This window comes from Lentzea jiangxiensis (assembly GCF_900104175.1).
Lineage (GTDB): Bacteria > Actinomycetota > Actinomycetes > Mycobacteriales > Pseudonocardiaceae > Lentzea > Lentzea jiangxiensis.
On record NZ_FNIX01000001.1, the window covers coordinates 1187928 to 1203795 of the forward strand.

The window sequence follows — 15868 nt, forward strand, 5'->3', positions numbered from 1 at the left end:
GAGAACACCGAAGAGACGAAGGGGTTCGAAATGCAGAAGCGCCAGCTCGGAGCCACCGGTCCGGTCGTGTCCGCCCTCGGTCTGGGGTGCATGGGCATGTCCAACGCCTACGGCCCGGCCGACCGCGACGAGAGCATCGCGACCGTGCGGGCCGCCCTGGACGCGGGTGTCACGTTGCTCGACACCGGTGACTTCTACGGCCAAGGCCACAACGAGATGCTCATCGCCGAGGCCATCAGGGGCCGTCGCGACGAGGCCCAGCTCAGCGTCAAGTTCGGCGGCCTGCGCGACGCCGACGGCGCGTTCATCGGGTTCGACACCCGTCCGAACGCCGTGGCCAACTTCCTCGCGTACTCGCTGCAGCGGCTCGGCACCGACCACGTCGACGTCTACCGGCCGGCGCGCCTCGACCCGGCCGTGCCGATCGAGGACACCATCGGCGCCATCGCCGAGCAGGTCGAGAAGGGCCGCGTCCGGCACATCGGCCTGAGCGAGGTCGGGCCCGAGACCATCCGCCGCGCCCACGCCGTGCACCCGATCGCCGACCTGCAGATCGAGTACGGCCTGCTGGAACGCGGTGTCGAGCGCGAGATCCTCCAGGTCACCCGCGAGCTCGGCATCGGCATCACCGCGTACGGCGTGCTGTCGCGCGGCCTGATCTCCGCCACCCCGCTCGCCCTCGGTGCGAGCGACTGGCGCGGCCACGCGCCGCGGTTCCAGGGCGACAACCTGACCCGCAACCAGGACCTCGTCGACAAGCTCGGCGAGATCGCGCGGGACAAGGGCGTCACCGTCGCGCAGCTCGCGATCGCGTGGGTCGCGGCGCGCGGTGAGGACGTGGTGCCTCTCGTCGGCACGACGAAGCGTGCGAGGCTGACGGAGGCGATCGGTGCCGTCGACGTGACGTTCACCGAACGGGAACTCCAGGAGATCGAGGCTGTCGTCCCTGTCGGGGCGGCCGCGGGCACGCGCTACGCGGCCGAGCAGATGGCCGCGCTGGACAGCGAGAGGTGAGTGGGAAGTGGCGGAGGCGCTGACCGCGGAGGCGATCCTCGCGGCGACCGAAGAGGTGCTGCGCAGGTACGGCCCCGCCAAGGCGACGGTGGTCGACGTCGCCAAGGCGCTCGGGGTCAGCCACGGCAGCGTCTACCGCCACTTCGCCACCAAGGCCGCGCTGCGCGAGGCGGTGACCAGGCGCTGGCTCGACGCGATCCACGAGGAGATGGAGCCCGAGTTCGACCGGGAGGTCCCCGCCTCGCGGATGCTCGGGGACTGGCTGCAGAAGCTCTTCGACAGGAAGCGGCGCTCGCACACCGAGGACCTGGAGCTGTTCACCACGTTCCGCACGCTCGTCGGCGAGAGCAGCGCCGTCGTCGAGTACCACCTGGGGCACCTCGTGGGGCAGCTCGAGCGCATCATCCAGGCCGGAGTGGATACCCGGGAGTTCGTGACGGACGACGTCGGCAGGACGGCGCAGGCGGTGTGGGACGCGACGCAGGTGTTCCACCACCCGGCTCACGCCCAGGAGTGGGGGAATCCTCACATTCAGGACGCGTTCGACGCGGTCGTCTCCCTGGTCGTCGCCGGACTGCGGTACAACCGAATCCCAAGCGCCACAGGCGATGCTTGAGGGTCACGGAGGTGAACGGTGCCGCCTGACGAGTGGATCGATCTGCTGGGGGCGCCCGAGAGGCGCCCGGACCCGGTTGACTGGGACGCGGTCACCGCACGGGTCGGCACGGCGCTGCCCGGCGACTACGTGCACCTCGCCGAGGCCTACCCGCCGCTCATCGTCGGTGGCTACGTTCGCATCCTCCACCCAACGGCGCGTGCCGGTTTCATGAACTGGATGTCAACAGCGCCCAAGATGTTGCGCGCGTTGCGCCGCCAGCCGGGTCTGCGGGCACACCCGGAGTCCCCCGGCCTGCTGCCCTGGGGCATGACCGTGAACGGCGACCACTGCCTCTGGGTGACCGGGGGAGAGCCGGACGAGTGGACCGTGATGATCACGGACATGCGGCAGAAGTGGTCTTATGACGGCACTTTCTCGAGTTTCATCAGGAAGTTCCTGACCGCGGAGATCCGCTGCCCGCTCTTCCCGGACGACGTCCCCGGCGGCTCCAAGCCGTTCCAGGAGCCGTAGGGACGCCGTCCGGTTCCCTCCCGACCCCCCGGTCAGCTCGATGCGGCGGTCACCAGCGCGTTGCCGCTGCCCGTGCGGCCCGTGACCGACAGCACGGCGTCGCCCAGCGGTTCCGCCGAGACGTCGAGATCGCTGCGGGCGGTGCCGGACGTGGACACGAGGTCGATGCGCGCGAGCGCCCCCTGGCGGATGCCGACGCGGATGTGGCCCGACCCGGTGCCGAGGTGGATCTCGCCCGAGGCGGCGTCGGCGACGGTGAGGTCGCCGCTGCCGGTGCGCACCTGGACGTCGCCCTGCACCGCGCCCAGCCAGACGTCGCCGGTGCCGGTGACCAGCGTGGTGGTGCCCCCGACCGACGACACCTCCACGTCACCGCTGCCCGTCTTCGCCTTCAGCGACGAGAGCATCGTGCCGAGGCGCACGGTGCCGGCGCCCGAGTTCACCTTGGTCTCGCCGGTCGCCCGGTCGGCGGACACGTTGCCGGTGCCCGTGTTCAGGTCCAGACGGCCCGCACCCCCGGTCACGGTCACATCCGCAGCACCGGTCCGTGAAGACACGTGCGAGCCGACGGGTGCCGTCACCACCACCGAGAGCGGCACGGCGCGCAACGGCAGAGCCTTCGACGACTCGATGCGCAAGCGGTTGCCCAGCAGTTCGACACGGGCGTCGCGCACGGCGTCCTCAGGTCCGGCCGGCGCGGCGGTCCTGTCGGGACCGAACTGGCCGCTGACCCAGCTCAGCACTCCGGCCAGCCCCTCGGTCCACGTGTTGCCGGCGCCGGGGTCGTGCCGCACCTCGACGTGCACTCCGGGCGCGTCGGTCAACTGCACCTGCACGCGGCCGCTGAGCAGCGAGATGTCGATCTCGGCGGTGCCCGCGGGTTCGAAGCTCTGCCGGCGCACCACGCCGGTGGGGCCGGTCTGGTCCTGTCCTGCCGATTCAGTCATCCCGCTCACCCCTGCACCCATCCGCGGACGCGCGAGCCCGAGCCCGCGTTCCCGCTCCACCCCTTGTGCTGGTGCTTGTGCTTGCCGTGCACGGCACCCCCGACGGCCTGCTGGATGAACGAGTTCAGCGACACGCCCTGGGCCGCGGCGGCGGCCTCGGCCTTCGACTTGAGCTCGTTGATCATCCGCAGGGTGATGCGGCTGATGTCACCCGTGGCGTCACCGGCGCCGAATCCCGGCGCCTCCTGGCGCGGAGCGGGCTCCGGCTCCGGTTCGGCCGACCCGGTGACGACCACCTGCACGTCCCGCCCGGCCAGCCGGACGTCCACGACCTGGCCGTCCAGGGAGGCGGTGACCTCCGCAGCCAGGTCGGACAGTGCGTTCATGATCGCCAGCCGCGCGGCTGGCTCGAGCGCTGCGGACAACGCGGCGGCCGTTCGACGGGTGTTCTCGTCCCCCGCGGATGCGGCCGTCGCCAGGTCCTCGCGCAGTGACGCGATGTACGGTGACAGATCCATGACACCACTATGACGTCACTCGCGACATCGTGCAACCAACTCGTGGTGTCAGGGCTAATGTCGGCCCATGCCGAGAGTGCGCTTGGTGGCGAGAACCGAGTTCATCCCGCCGGACGACGTGCCGTGGACGACCGACGCGGACGGCGGCGCGGCGCTCGTCGAGTTCGCCGGCCGGGCCTGCTACCAGTCGTGGGACCGCTCGAACCCCATGACGAACACCAACGCGACGTTCCTGCACCACCTGCTCGACGTCGGCCACCTCGCCGCGTTCGAGCACGGCAGCGCCTCGCTCTACCTGACCGAGCTGCCGCGGTCGCTCACCCACGAGCTGATCCGGCACCGGCACTTCTCGTACTCGCAGCTGTCCCAGCGCACCGACCCGACCGACGTCGTCGAGCCCTCGCTGATCGCCGAGGACCCGGAGCTGCACGCGCGCTTCGTCGCCGCCACCGAGGCGAGCCTGAAGGCCTACGAGGACCTGGTGCAGAGCCTGGAGAAGACCGTCAACGGCCGGCGTGCGCGGCAGATCGCACGGTCCGTGCTGCCCAATGCCACCGGCACCGAGATCGTGGTGACGGGCAACTACCGCTCGTGGCGGCACTTCATCGCGATGCGCGCGACCGAGCACATCAACGTCGAGCTGCGCGAGCTCGCCGTCGCCTGCCTGCGCGAACTGGTCAAGGCCGCTCCCAACGCGTTCGCGGACTTCGTCATCTCGACACTCCCGGACGGCACGGAAGTTGCCTCGAGCCCGCTCGTGGTTGAAGGCTGACGTCATGAAGCGGCTCATCGTGGACGTCCGGCCCGGCGAATACGCGGTCACGCGCCTGGCACCGGACGCACCCGTCCCCACCGGGCTGCTCGACCTCACCGACGTGCTGGTGTCCGTGACCAGGACCCCGGCCGAGCTGTCGATCATCGCGCCCGCGTCGTCCGCGCCGGGCGGCGACGTGTCGGAGAAGGGCTGGCGGCTGCTCACCGTGCGGGGGCCGCTGGAGTTCACGCTCACCGGCATCATGGCCGCCCTCGCGGGTGAGCTGGCGGCGGCGGGCGTCTCGCTGTTCGCGCTGTCCACTTACGACACCGACCACCTGCTCGTGAAGCAGGCCGACCTTGGCCGCGCCGTGGTGGCGTTGCGTGCCGCAGGTCACGAACTGGTTGTAGCGCCGGAAGTCTAGGAACCGATCCTCTGGTCGGCGGGTCTCAAGTACCGTCAACGCCCCCGGTTCCGAGGTTGTAGGAGCGCACGTTGCACGGACAGGCAGTCGAACCACGCGTCATCGCGGGCAGGTACGCCCTGGTGGCGGAGCTCGGCCGCGGTGGCATGGGCATCGTGTGGCGGGCCCAGGACCGTCACATCGGGCGTTTCGTCGCCATCAAGGAACTGCACCTGCCGGACGGCATCGCGCACGAGGAACGCCGTGTGCTCGAAGAGCGCGCTCTGCGTGAGGCGCGGACCGCCGGCAAGCTCAACGACCCCGCCGTCGTGACGGTCTACGACGCGATCAACGAGAACGGCACGACCTACATCGTCATGGAGCTGGTCGAGGCGGCGACGTTGTCGACGTTGATCGGCGCCCACGGCCCGATGCCGCCGAACCAGGTCGTCTCGATCGCGCTGCAGGCGTTGTCCGCGCTGGAGACCGCGCACGCGGCCGGGATCGTGCACCGGGACGTGAAGCCGGGCAACCTGATGGTCCGCCCGGACGGCAAGGTCAAGCTCACCGACTTCGGCATCGCGCAGGCCGTCGACGACCCGCGCCTCACGACCAGCGGCAGCCTCATCGGCTCGCCCGCCTACATGTCGCCGGAGCGCATCCACGGCCACGAGGCAGGCCCCGCCTCCGACCTGTGGGCGCTGGGCGCGACCCTCTGCTACGCCGTCGAGGGCTGGAGCCCGTTCGAGCGCTCCTCCACGGCCTCGACGCTGCACGCGATCATGAGCGAGACCCCGCGCCTCACCCGCGCGACGGGCGTGCTCGGCGCCGTGATCACCGGTCTGCTGATCGCCGACCCGAACGCCCGCCTGTCCGGCCCGCAGGCCCGCGCGATGCTCTCCAGCATCGGCAACCAGCCGACGCCGCCCACCGGCATCCCGCCCCAGGCGACGCAGCAGTACCAGCAGCCCGCCGCCGACCCGGCGAAGAAGAAGCGCAACCGCGTCCTCGCGCTGGTCGGCGCCGCCGTGATCGCCGTGGCGGCGTTCACCGGCGGCATCTTCACGCACAGGGCCTTCACCGCGCCCGGAGGCACCAGCGGCAGCCAGGCGCTCACCTACGGCGAGGGCGCCGAGGTCCCGGTGTTCGGGCTGTACGAGAACACGTGCGGTCTCGGCGACGTCGCGCCGACCAAGCTGCTCAACTCCGACACCCGCGAGGAGTGCGACAAGCCGCACGACTTCGAGGTGTTCGACGTGATCGACACCCTGCCGCTGCAGTCGAGCCTGCCGGACGCGGCGTATCCGGGCGTCGACGCGCTGAAGAGCCTCGGCGTGGCGCGCTGCGAGATGACGCTGAACTCGGAGTGGATCAAGGACGGCTCGAAGCTCAGGCTCACCACCCTGATCCCCGGCGAAAAGGCGTGGACCAAGGACAAGAGCGGCAACGCCGACCGCAAGATCTGGTGCGTGGCCGGCAACAAGGACGGCAGCAAGCTCGACGGAAGCATCAGCACGAAGAAGGACAGCTGAACGTGAAGAGAAAGATCGCTCCCGCCCTGCTCGTCCTCGGCTGCGTGGCCGCGTTGACGGCCTGCGGGAACAACGAGGACAAGTTCGTCTCCGAGCTCAAGGCCGCCGGGTTCAGCAACCCCGGCGAGCCCAGCACGGAGAAGGAGAAGAAGTCCAAGAAGATCGGCAAGCGCACCGTCAAGTCCTCGGAGAAGACCATCGAGGTGGTGGTGCGGGTGAAGGGCTGCGACCTGGAGATGGCCAAGATCTCCGGCCAGTCCGGCTACTGGCTCGACGAGCTGCACGTGAACGGGCAGGAACCGGACTGGCCCGGCTACCCGGAGAACCTGAACCGCGACCAGGTCGTCAAGCTGTTCGCGGACAGCTCGACCAAGCCGGCGGGGTTCCAGGGCTGTTACCGGCCGAACGAGCCCTGACCCGCCGCTGTGGTGCAATGGTCGGGTGAGTCTCGCCCGCGATGAACGCAAGGCACTCGTCGACCTGATGACCGAGCTCGGCCCGGACGCGCCCACGCTGTGCGACCCCTGGCGGACCTTGGACCTGGCCGCGCACCTCGCCGTCCGCGAGAGGCGCCCCGACGCCGCACCCGGCATCGTGCTGCCGGTCCTCGCCAAGTGGACCGGGAAGGTCCAGGAGGACTACACGCACAAGGCGTGGAGCGAGCTCCTGGACCTGGTGCGCACACCGCCGTTCTGGATCAAGCCGGTCGACGACCTGATGAACACTGCCGAGTACTTCGTGCACCACGAGGACGTGCGGCGCGCCCAGGCCGACTGGGAGCCACGGCCGTACGACGCGCGGCGTGAGGCGACGCTGTGGAAGGTGCTGCCGCTCACCGCGCGCATGGCGTACAGGTCGTCGCCGGTCGGCGTCACCCTGGTGCGCCCCGACGGCGAGCACCTCGTCGCCAAGCAGGGCGCGAACGGCGTGGTGATCACGGGTGAGGTGCCCGAGCTGGTCATGCTCGCGTTCGGGCGCGACCAGGCCCGTGTGGAATACAGCGGTGACGCCGACTCGGTGCAACGCGTGCGGTCGTTGAACCGAAGCGTCTGAACTCGGGTAGTTTCTGCGCATGCCAGGAAGCCCCTACGCAGGGCCGGACCGCCCGTTCGGCCGCGTTCTCACCGCCATGGTCACCCCGTTCGACCCCCGCGGCGAGGTCGATCTCCCCAAGGCGCAGGAACTGGCGAAACACCTGGTGGACTCGGGCAACGACGGCCTGGTCGTGAACGGCACGACCGGCGAGAGCCCGACGACGACCGACCGCGAGAAGGCCGCGCTGCTCACGGCTGTCGTCGAGGCCGTGGGCGACCGCGCCACCGTGGTCGCCGGCGCCGGCACCTACGACACCGCCCACAGCGTCCACCTGGTGCAGCAGGCCTCGAAGGCCGGCGCGCACGGCGTGCTGGTCGTGACGCCGTACTACTCGCGTCCGCCGCAGGAAGGCCTGCTGGCGCACTTCACCGCCGTCGCCGACGCCTCCGAGGTGCCGGTGATGCTCTACGACATCCCGCCGCGCGCGGTCGTGCCGATCGAGGTCGACACCCTCCTGCGCCTGGCGGAACACCCGCGGATCCTGGCCGTGAAGGACGCCAAGGGCGACCTGCACGCGGGCAGCAGGGTGATCGCGAGCACCGACCTCGCCTACTACTCGGGTGACGACCCGCTGAACCTGCCGTGGCTGTCCGTTGGCGCCGTCGGGTTCGTGAGCGTCATCGGCCACCTCGCGGCGGACCGCCTCCGCGACATGGCCGACGCCTACGAGTCGGGTGAGGTAGTGCGCGCGAAGGAGATCCACGAGTCGCTGCTGTCGCTGCTGCGGCCCTTCCGCCGGGTACCCGGCGTGACGTACACGAAGGCGGCGCTGCGCCTGCGCGGACTGGACGTGGGCGAACCGCGTCTGCCGCTGGTGCCGGCCGTCGCCGAGGACATCGAGGCCATCGCGGCCGAACTGGGAGTCAACGCGTGACCCAATCGACCCAATTGCCGCCCGCACTGCCGGAAGGCGGCCTCCGCGTCGTCGCACTCGGCGGAATTGGCGAGGTCGGCCGCAACATGACCGTGTTCGAGCACGCCGGCAGGCTGCTCGTGGTCGACTGCGGCGTTCTCTTCCCCGAAGACGACCAGCCGGGCGTAGACCTGATCCTGCCCGACTTCCGCGCCATCGAGGACCGGCTCGACGACATCGACGCCATCGTCCTGACGCACGGCCACGAGGACCACATCGGCGCGGTCCCGTTCCTGCTGAAGCTGCGCCCCGACCTGCCGGTCGTGGGCTCCCGCTTCACGCTGGCGCTGCTCGCCGCCAAGTGCCGCGAACACCGCCAGAACCCGCAGCTCGTGGAGGTCCGCGAGGGCGAGCGCCGCTCGTTCGGTCCGTTCGAGCTCGAGTTCTTCGCGGTCAACCACTCGATCCCGGACGCGCTGGCCGTCGCCATCCGCACGTCCGCCGGCCTGGTGCTGCACACCGGTGACATCAAGCTGGACCAGCTGCCGCTCGACGGCCGCCTGACCGACCTCGCGGGCTTCTCCCGCCTGGGCGACGAGGGCGTGGACCTCTTCCTGGTCGACTCGACCAACGCCGAGGTGCCCGGCTTCGTGGTGCCCGAGCGCGAGATCGGCCCGGTGCTCGAGAACGTGATCCGCAAGGCGGACCAGCGGGTCATCGTGGCCTGCTTCGCCTCGCACGTGCACCGCGTGCAGCAGGTGCTCGACGTGGCCGTGCAGTACAAGCGCAAGGTCGCCTTCGTCGGCCGTTCGATGGTCCGCAACATGGGCATCGCGTCGGACCTGGGCTTCCTGAACGTGCCGGACGGCCTGTTCGTCGACCTCGACGAGGCCATGCGGATGCAGGAGGACGAGGTCCTCTTCGTCTCGACCGGATCGCAGGGCGAGCCGCTGTCCGCGCTGTCGCGCATGGCCCGCGGCGAGCACCGCCAGATCTCGATCCGCGAGGGCGACACGGTGATCCTCGCGTCGTCGCTCATCCCGGGCAACGAGAACGCGGTTTTCAACGTCGTCAACGGCCTCGCCAAGCTCGGCGCGACCGTCGTGCACCAGGGCAACGCCAAGGTCCACGTCTCCGGCCACTCCCCGGCCGGCGAGCTGCTGTTCCTCTACAACGCCGTGCGGCCGTCGAACGTGATGCCGGTGCACGGCGAATGGCGCCACCTGCGCGCGAACGCCGCTCTGGCCGTGGCCACCGGTGTCGCCGAGGACCACGTCGTGATCGCCGAGGACGGTGTCGTCGTGGACCTCGTCGACGGCAAGGCAGCGGTGTCCGGCCGAGTCGTCGTCGGCCACGTGTACGTCGACGGCCTGTCCGTGGGCGACGTCGGCGAGTCGACGCTGTCCGACCGCCTGGTGCTGGGTGAGGGCGGCTTCATCTCGATCTCGGTCGCCATCGACACGGCTTCCGGCCGCGCCGTGACGTCACCGACGATCTCCGGCCGCGGCTTCTCCGACGACCCCAAGGCGCTGGAGGCCGTCGTGCCGCTCGTGGAGATGGAACTCGCGCGCACGGAGGCCGAGGGCATCACGGACACGCACCGGGTCGCACAGGCCGTGCGGCGCGTTGTCGGGCGTTGGGTCGCGGAGACCTACCGCCGCCGCCCGATGATCGTTCCGACCGTCATTCCGGTCTGACACTTCGGGTGGAATAGCAGAATTTCCGTGACCCTGCTGTGATCTGCGTCCCCCTCGTCCGATAAGGTTTGATCCCAGACCATGGACGAGGGGGTTCGCCCAATGGCCGACGTCTTCAGCCCGCCGGGCAAAGACGACATTCTCCTTCCATCGATCTTCACCTGGCACGACCCGTTCGGTCTGCCGTTCGACGTCCCGGTGACCAAACCGCAGGTCCTGCTGGTCCTGTCCGTCGTGATCATCCTGACGTTCTTCCTGGTCACCACCAGGAACCTGGAGCTCGTCCCGTCGCGCTGGCAGTTCGCCGCCGAATCGGTCTACGACTTCGGCCGCAACACGATCGCGCGGGAGCAGATCGGCGCCAAGGAATTCGCGCCGTACGTGCCGTTGATCGTCAGCATCTTCTGCTTCGTGCTCGTGAACAACCTCTACGGGCTCATCCCGCTCGTGCAGTTCCCGACCTTCACGCACAGCGGCTTCCCGTTCGCCGTCGCGCTGCTCGTGGTCTTCCCGCTCTACCACTACGTGGGCATCCGCAAGTTCGGCCTGAAGGGCTACCTGCGCAACCAGTTCGTCATCCCGGACGTGCCGAAGCCGGTGCTGTGGGGACTGCTGATCCCGACCGAGGTGATCCTGAAGTTCTTCTTCGACCCGTTCAACCTCGCCATCCGGGTGTTCGCGGCGATGTTCGCGGGGCACCTGCTGATCCTGGTGTTCACGCTCGGCAGCGAGTTCATGCTGCTGCAAGCGCCGATCTACCTGAAGCCGGTGTCGGCGCTGGGGTTCGCGCTGGCGATCGCGCTGTTCTTCCTGGAGGCGCTGGTGCAGGTGCTGCAGGCGTACATCTTCGCGTTGCTGTCGGCGCACTTCATCGGGCGCGCGCTGGCCGAGCAGCACTAGACCGCCCACCCCGAGCGCTCAGGGGCGCTGGCACACCAGGTGCAGCGACTCCTCGGGCGTGGCGCCGGGGAACGAGGGCGTGAACACCGGACGGCTCCGGCGCACGACCCGCAGGCCGACCTCGCCGAGGTGCTTCTCGAAGTTCTCCTCGGAGAACGACGACACCTGGATCTCCTGGCCCATCCAGGGCAGGGTGACCTGCTCGACGTCGATCGCCACCGTGGCGAGGAAGAAGTGGCCGCCGGGCCGCAGCCACGCGGAGATCCGGCCGAGGGTCCGGACGATCTCGGCCTGGGTCATCTGCAGCAGCGAGAAGACCGCGCAGATGACGTCCCACGAGCCGGGCGGTGACTCGAAGTCGCGGATGTCGATCTTGTGGAACGTGGCGTCGGGAACCTGGGAGGACGCGAGGTCGACCATGACGGGCGAGACGTCGAGGCCGGTGACCCTCATGCCGGCCTTGGCGAGGGTGCGCGCCACGGGAACGCCTGTGCCACAACCGATGTCGAGCACCCGCGAGCCCGAGGGCTGCGTCGCGGCGAACCAGGCGAGAGTGCCGTGCAGTGCCGGCTGGTGCGACCAGGCGCGTTGGTACTCCAGCCCGAGCGTGTCGAAGACCTCGGCCGCGTTCATGCCCTGCTCCTCATTTCGGCCCAATCCACCTCTTGTGAAGTGTGGAGAACTCCTCTGCACGGCTTCTGGATGGCTTCTGGACGGATCCTGACGGTAGGTTGCCGGATGACTGCGGACAGCGACGAAGTGAGACGGAAGTTGCAGAACGAGTTGCGCGTCAGCTTGCTGGGCGCGCTCGCGGCCACGGTGGGCGGCGAGGCGCTCGCGCTCGGTCCGCCGCGGCAGAGGGCTGTGCTGGCCGTGCTCGCGTTGCGGGCGAACCACGTCGTGTCGCGCAGCGAACTGATCGACGCGGTCTGGGGTGACGAGCCGCCGGCCAGTGCCGACAACGGCATCCACACCTACGTCGCGGGACTCCGCAGGCTCTTCGAACCCGGCAGGGCTTCGCGCGCGCCGAGCTCCGTGCTGCTCTCCACGGACGCCGGATATTTGCTGAGGCTCCCATCCGGCAGTTCGGACGCCGCCGTGTTCCGCGCTCGTCTGGACGAGGCCGCGCGTCTGCGTGAGAAGCCCGCAGAGGCCCTCGCGCAGTTCGACGCGGCGTTGGGACTGTGGCGTGGCGTCGCTCTCGAAGGCGTGCCGGGGCCGTTCGCTGCGGTGGAACGCGCGCGCTTGGCCGAAATGCGGCTCACGGCCGTGGAGCAGCGTGCGGCGTTGATGCTGTCGGTCGGGCGTGAGGCCGAGGTGGCGGCGGAGCTGACGACGCTGGTGAGCGCGCACCCGTTGCGGGAGAGGCTGCACGGCTTGCTGATGTCGGCGCTGTACCGCGGCGGCCGGCAGGCGGAGGCGCTCGCCGTCTACGCGGACCTGCGCCGGTTGCTGATCGAGGAGCTCGGCATCGAGCCCGGCCCGGAACTGCGCCGGCTCCACGAGCAGCTGCTCGTCGGCCGCCACGACCCGGAGCCCGAACCGGCGGCGCCCGTGCTCGTGCCCGTTCAGCTCCCGCACGAGGTCCGCGACTTCACGGGGCGTGAGAAGGAGCTGGCGAAGCTCGCCGAAGTCGTTCCGCACGACCACTCGCCGGTGCTCGTCGCGATCACCGGCACCGGCGGCGTCGGCAAGACGGCGCTCGCGGTCAAGTTCGCGCACCAGGTGGCGGCGCGCTTCCCGGACGGGCAGCTGCACGTCGACCTGCGCGGCTTCGACGCGTCGTCACCGCCGGTGCAGCCCTCGGCCGCGTTGCACCAGCTGCTGCAGAGCCTCGGCGTGCCGGCCGAACGCATCCCGGACGACCTGCCCTCGAGATCCGCGCTCTACCGCAGCGTCCTGGCGGGCAAACGGGTCCTGGTGCTGCTCGACAACGCGCGGCTGGCCGAGCAGGTCCGCCCGCTGCTGCCGGGACGGTCGACGTCGATGGTGCTCGTGACGAGCCGCAACCACCTCGGCGGGCTCGTCGCGCGCGACGGTGCGCACTCGGTGACGTTGTCGACCCTCACGCGCGACGAAGGCCTGGCGCTGCTGACCTCGGCGGTGGGCGCGGACCGCGTCGAGGCCGAACCCGAGGCCGCCGCGAAGCTCGTCGAACTGTGCGGGCACCTGCCGCTGGCGGTGCGGATCGCGGCCGAACGGGTCGTCACGCGGCCGCACCTCACGCTGGCCGACCTGGCGAGCGACCTCGCTGACGAGCGCGACCGGTTGAACGTGCTGGCGACGGGCGACGACGAGGACACGGCGGTGCGCGCCGCCTTCTCGTGGTCGTACCTGGCGCTGAGACCCGACGCGGCGAGGGCGTTCCGGCTGATCGGCCTGCACCCCGGCGCCGAGATCAGCCTGAACGCCGTCGCCGCGCTGGCGGGTGTGCCGGTGCCGCGGGCTCGGGCGTTGCTCGACGTGCTGGCGGGCGGGCACATGATCGAGGAGGTCGCGCGCGGCCGGTTCCGGCTGCACGACCTGCTCCGCCTGTACGCCACGGAGCTCAGCGCCGCGGAGGAGTCGGCGGGCGGGCGCGGCGAGGCCGTGGAACGCCTGCTGCGGTGGTACTTCGACACCGCGAACGCCGCGGGCACCGTCATCGCGCCGCCGGACCACCCGGCGTTCCTGCTGCCGGCGCTGTCCACACAGGACTTCACCACGCACGACGAGGCGTTCCGCTGGTGCCGCGCGGAGTCCGCGAACCTGCTCGCGGTGACGCGGCTCGCCGAAGAGGAGCATTCGCCCGCGGCGTGGCAGATTCCGCTCGCGCTGTGGAACTACTTCATCGTGTCGAGCGCTCTGGACGAGTGGACCCGCGCGTACCGCATCGCGGAACGCGCCGCCGCTCGTGACGGCGACCAGGCAGCGCGCGCCTGGGCGGTGCACGGTCTGGGGCTCGCGGCGTTCCGCGGCCAGCGCTTCGCCGACGCCCTGGAGCTGTTCGACCGCGCGCTGGCGGTCCGCCGCGAGATCGACGACCGGGTTGGTGCCGCGTGGAGCCTTACCGGCCTCGGCATGGCGTACGGCGGGCTGCGCCGGTTCGACCTGGCCGTCGAGCGGTTCGGCGAGGCGCTGGACCGGCACGCGGAGGTCGGCTCGTGGTTCGGCGAGGGCGGCACGAGGCTGTTCCTGAGCGACATCCTGCGGCTGGCCGGGCGGTACGAGGAGTCGCTGACGTCGGCGAACAGGGCGTTCGACGTGATGGACTCGCACGGCGCCGTGCACGGCAAGGCGATGGCGCTGGTGAGCATCGGCTGGGCGCTTGTGAAGCTGGGACAACGGGTCGAGGCGCGCGAGTCGTTCCGCGAGGCGGTGGGCTTCCTGCGCGTGCTCGGCGACCGCAAGAGCCTCGCGGAGGCGTTGCACGGGGTGGGCGAGGCGAGCGCCGCGCAGCCGGAGGTGGCGCGCACCCACCTGCTGGAGGCGCTGACGATCTACGAGGACTACGACCACCCGCTCACCCCGGAAGTGCGGGCGCGGTTGCACGAGCTCTCCTAGGGGTGATCCCCGATGCGCGCTGCCTGATGTGTAGGCAAGCTACATGTCATGCAGAAGCGCGCCCGAACGTTGCTGGTGTGGTTGCACGTCGTCACGTCCGTCGGCTGGATGAGCCAGGCCGTCGCGTTGCTGGCGTTGTTGCTGTACGGCATGGAATCCGGTGATGTCAGCGCGTTCGAGATGGCGCGCTTCCTCGACCACCGGGTGCTCGCCGTCATGGCCAACATCAGCGCCTTCACCGGCATGATGCTCAGCGCCACGACACCGTGGGGCTACTTCCGGCACTGGTGGGTGCTCACCAAGTTCGTGATCACCGTCGTGCAGCTCTACGTCGGCATCTTCATCCTCAGCGACAACCTGGAGGCGGCCGCGCACGGCCACGTCACGGCGTGGATGCCGGTGGGCACCTCGCTCATGATCAGCGCGATCGCGTTCCAGGCCTGGCTGAGCGTGGCGAAACCGTGGGGCCGCACGCCGTGGGCGGACCCGAAGGTCAAGCTGCCCACGGCGAGCACGGCGGTGTTCGTCGTCGCGCTGGTCGTTCCGCTGGCCGACGTCGCGGTCAGCCTCCGCACGGGTGGACCGAGGCCGTTGTTCATGCTGGTGACGGTGATCGCCTACTCGATCACGCGAGCCGCCAGGGGGAGGAGCCGGTCGTCGGACGCGTCGGGTCGTGGAACTTCGGGAGGTCCGGCTCGTCGAGGCGCAACGGCACCAAGTTCTCGGTGATCGCGATCATGATCCGCTCGTGGGCGCGGCGGGCGTCGCCCACCGTGTCGGCACTGAGGTCCGACAGCTCGACGGGCTTGCCGAAGTGGACCTTGAACGTCGGCCGCCTGCGGACCGCGCGCAGCCACGACGTCAGGTACGGCAGGACGTCCCTCCAGCTGCCGACGCTGAGGTTGCCCCAGTAGACGGCCTCGTGCGCGCCCCACTGGCTGATCGGGACCACCGTGATGCCGCCGCCGAGCGCCATGCGGGCGACGCCGGTCTTGCCGCGCTCCGGCCACATGCCGGGGTCCAGCGTGATCTTGCCCTCGGGGTAGACGGCGATCGGGTCGCCGCCCTTCCGCAACGCCTCGACGGCCCGGTGCATCGCCTCGCCCACGTTCGCCGACCGGCGGTCGACGCGCAGGTGACCGCACGCCTTGAGGGCCGGGCCCATGACCGGCGCGTCGAGCAACCCGCCCGCGAGCATGAACCGCGGGTTGACGCCCATCTTGCGGCACGCGGCGACGAGCACCATCGGGTCGAGGTTGCCGATGTGGTTGGACGCCAGCAGCAACGGTTGGCCGACGAGCTCCGGCGGGATGTCGCCCGATACCTCGAGCTTGCCGGTCAGCGCGATGAGGCCCCGGTCGACAGCCATGAGCACGCGCCAGAGGAGCGGTGTGGACACGCCGGGCAGCGTACGGCGTGTCGTGCGGACACCGTGGCGGATCCGGGGAACCATGGGGATTTCGCACGCGTCCCGGTTGCAAAT

General features: G+C 70.2%; 17 protein-coding genes. 13 read left to right on the plus strand and 4 right to left on the minus strand.

Annotated features, from left to right (window positions below; genetic code table 11):
* Positions 1–30: 30 nt before the first annotated feature.
* From BLQ91_RS05900 to BLQ91_RS05910, 3 genes are read left to right on the plus strand one after another with little or no spacing between them, the layout of a single operon-like run.
* Positions 31–1014, plus strand: a complete 984-nt coding sequence (locus BLQ91_RS05900; RefSeq protein ID WP_090095560.1) for an aldo/keto reductase — start codon at positions 31–33, stop codon at positions 1012–1014.
* Positions 1015–1021: 7 nt separating this feature from the next.
* Positions 1022–1630 carry a TetR/AcrR family transcriptional regulator gene (locus BLQ91_RS05905; protein WP_090095561.1) on the plus strand — a complete coding sequence of 203 codons (609 nt, stop codon included), beginning with the start codon at positions 1022–1024 and terminating at the stop codon, positions 1628–1630.
* Between the two features lie 18 nt (positions 1631–1648).
* Positions 1649–2143 carry a hypothetical protein gene (locus BLQ91_RS05910; RefSeq protein ID WP_090095562.1) on the plus strand — a complete coding sequence of 165 codons (495 nt, stop codon included), beginning with the start codon at positions 1649–1651 and terminating at the stop codon, positions 2141–2143.
* A 32-nt stretch (positions 2144–2175) separates the two neighbouring features.
* On the opposite strand, the gene BLQ91_RS05915 is transcribed toward BLQ91_RS05910, so the two are convergent.
* Together BLQ91_RS05915 and BLQ91_RS05920 are read right to left on the minus strand one after the other, a co-directional pair.
* Positions 2176–3090, minus strand: coding sequence for a DUF4097 family beta strand repeat-containing protein (locus BLQ91_RS05915; RefSeq protein ID WP_090095563.1), 915 nt, complete (start codon positions 3088–3090; stop codon positions 2176–2178).
* A gap of 5 nt (positions 3091–3095) precedes the next feature.
* Positions 3096–3608 (minus strand): toxin-antitoxin system HicB family antitoxin, encoded by a 513-nt coding sequence (locus tag BLQ91_RS05920; protein WP_090095564.1) that lies wholly within the window; start codon positions 3606–3608, stop codon positions 3096–3098.
* Positions 3609–3675: 67 nt separating this feature from the next.
* Between BLQ91_RS05920 and thyX the strand changes: the two genes are divergently transcribed.
* From thyX to atpB, 8 genes are all read left to right on the plus strand, one after another.
* The gene (thyX, locus tag BLQ91_RS05925) at positions 3676–4380 is read left to right on the plus strand and encodes an FAD-dependent thymidylate synthase (protein WP_090095565.1); all 705 of its coding nucleotides are present in this window, start codon (positions 3676–3678) and stop codon (positions 4378–4380) included.
* Between the two features lie 4 nt (positions 4381–4384).
* The gene (locus BLQ91_RS05930; RefSeq protein WP_090095566.1) at positions 4385–4786 is read left to right on the plus strand and encodes an ACT domain-containing protein; all 402 of its coding nucleotides are present in this window, start codon (positions 4385–4387) and stop codon (positions 4784–4786) included.
* Positions 4787–4857: 71 nt separating this feature from the next.
* A complete protein-coding gene (locus BLQ91_RS05935) occupies positions 4858–6297 on the plus strand; it encodes a serine/threonine-protein kinase (protein ID WP_245733151.1) in 1440 nt (479 codons plus the stop codon).
* A gap of 2 nt (positions 6298–6299) precedes the next feature.
* Positions 6300–6713, plus strand: coding sequence for a hypothetical protein (locus BLQ91_RS05940; RefSeq protein ID WP_090095567.1), 414 nt, complete (start codon positions 6300–6302; stop codon positions 6711–6713).
* A 25-nt stretch (positions 6714–6738) separates the two neighbouring features.
* Positions 6739–7350: a TIGR03085 family metal-binding protein gene (locus BLQ91_RS05945; RefSeq protein ID WP_090095568.1), complete on the plus strand. Its 612-nt coding sequence runs from the start codon at positions 6739–6741 to the stop codon at positions 7348–7350.
* A gap of 19 nt (positions 7351–7369) precedes the next feature.
* Positions 7370–8266 carry a 4-hydroxy-tetrahydrodipicolinate synthase gene (gene dapA, locus BLQ91_RS05950; protein WP_090095570.1) on the plus strand — a complete coding sequence of 299 codons (897 nt, stop codon included), beginning with the start codon at positions 7370–7372 and terminating at the stop codon, positions 8264–8266.
* A complete protein-coding gene (locus tag BLQ91_RS05955; RefSeq protein WP_090095571.1) occupies positions 8263–9942 on the plus strand; it encodes a ribonuclease J in 1680 nt (559 codons plus the stop codon). The genes dapA and BLQ91_RS05955 overlap by 4 nt, the downstream gene beginning before the upstream one ends.
* 102 nt (positions 9943–10044) lie before the next feature.
* Positions 10045–10842, plus strand: coding sequence for a F0F1 ATP synthase subunit A (gene atpB, locus BLQ91_RS05960; RefSeq protein ID WP_090095572.1), 798 nt, complete (start codon positions 10045–10047; stop codon positions 10840–10842).
* Positions 10843–10860: 18 nt separating this feature from the next.
* Here the strand turns inward: atpB and BLQ91_RS05965 are convergent, their stop codons facing one another.
* On the minus strand, positions 10861–11475 hold the full coding sequence (locus tag BLQ91_RS05965; protein WP_090095573.1) for a class I SAM-dependent methyltransferase: 615 nt from the start codon (positions 11473–11475) through the stop codon (positions 10861–10863).
* Between the two features lie 126 nt (positions 11476–11601).
* On the opposite strand from BLQ91_RS05965, the gene BLQ91_RS05970 reads away from it, so the two are divergent.
* Both BLQ91_RS05970 and BLQ91_RS05975 read left to right on the plus strand, forming a co-directional pair.
* Entirely contained in the window at positions 11602–14385 is a 2784-nt protein-coding gene (locus BLQ91_RS05970; RefSeq protein ID WP_176959574.1) for an AfsR/SARP family transcriptional regulator, read from the plus strand.
* 48 nt (positions 14386–14433) lie between these two features.
* Positions 14434–15114, plus strand: a complete 681-nt coding sequence (locus tag BLQ91_RS05975) for a hypothetical protein (protein WP_176959575.1) — start codon at positions 14434–14436, stop codon at positions 15112–15114.
* Here BLQ91_RS05975 and BLQ91_RS05980 read toward each other — a convergent pair.
* A complete protein-coding gene (locus tag BLQ91_RS05980) occupies positions 15011–15784 on the minus strand; it encodes a lysophospholipid acyltransferase family protein (RefSeq protein ID WP_245733153.1) in 774 nt (257 codons plus the stop codon). The two genes, BLQ91_RS05975 and BLQ91_RS05980, sit on opposite strands and share 104 nt — an antisense overlap.
* Between the last annotated feature and the right edge of the window lie 84 nt (positions 15785–15868).

Bases quoted from the DNA above. Each gene is read 5' to 3' on its own strand.
- BLQ91_RS05900 (WP_090095560.1), top strand. From the start codon at position 31: ATGCAGAAGCGCCAGCTCGGAGCCACCGGTCCGGTCGTGTCCGCCCTC.
- BLQ91_RS05915 (WP_090095563.1), bottom strand. From the start codon at position 3,090: ATGACTGAATCGGCAGGACAGGACCAGACCGGCCCCACCGGCGTGGTG.
- BLQ91_RS05920 (WP_090095564.1), bottom strand. From the start codon at position 3,608: ATGGATCTGTCACCGTACATCGCGTCACTGCGCGAGGACCTGGCGACG.
- thyX (WP_090095565.1), top strand. From the start codon at position 3,676: ATGCCGAGAGTGCGCTTGGTGGCGAGAACCGAGTTCATCCCGCCGGAC.
- BLQ91_RS05930 (WP_090095566.1), top strand. From the start codon at position 4,385: ATGAAGCGGCTCATCGTGGACGTCCGGCCCGGCGAATACGCGGTCACG.
- dapA (WP_090095570.1), top strand. From the start codon at position 7,370: ATGCCAGGAAGCCCCTACGCAGGGCCGGACCGCCCGTTCGGCCGCGTT.
- atpB (WP_090095572.1), top strand. From the start codon at position 10,045: ATGGCCGACGTCTTCAGCCCGCCGGGCAAAGACGACATTCTCCTTCCA.
- BLQ91_RS05965 (WP_090095573.1), bottom strand. From the start codon at position 11,475: ATGAACGCGGCCGAGGTCTTCGACACGCTCGGGCTGGAGTACCAACGC.
- BLQ91_RS05975 (WP_176959575.1), top strand. From the start codon at position 14,434: ATGCAGAAGCGCGCCCGAACGTTGCTGGTGTGGTTGCACGTCGTCACG.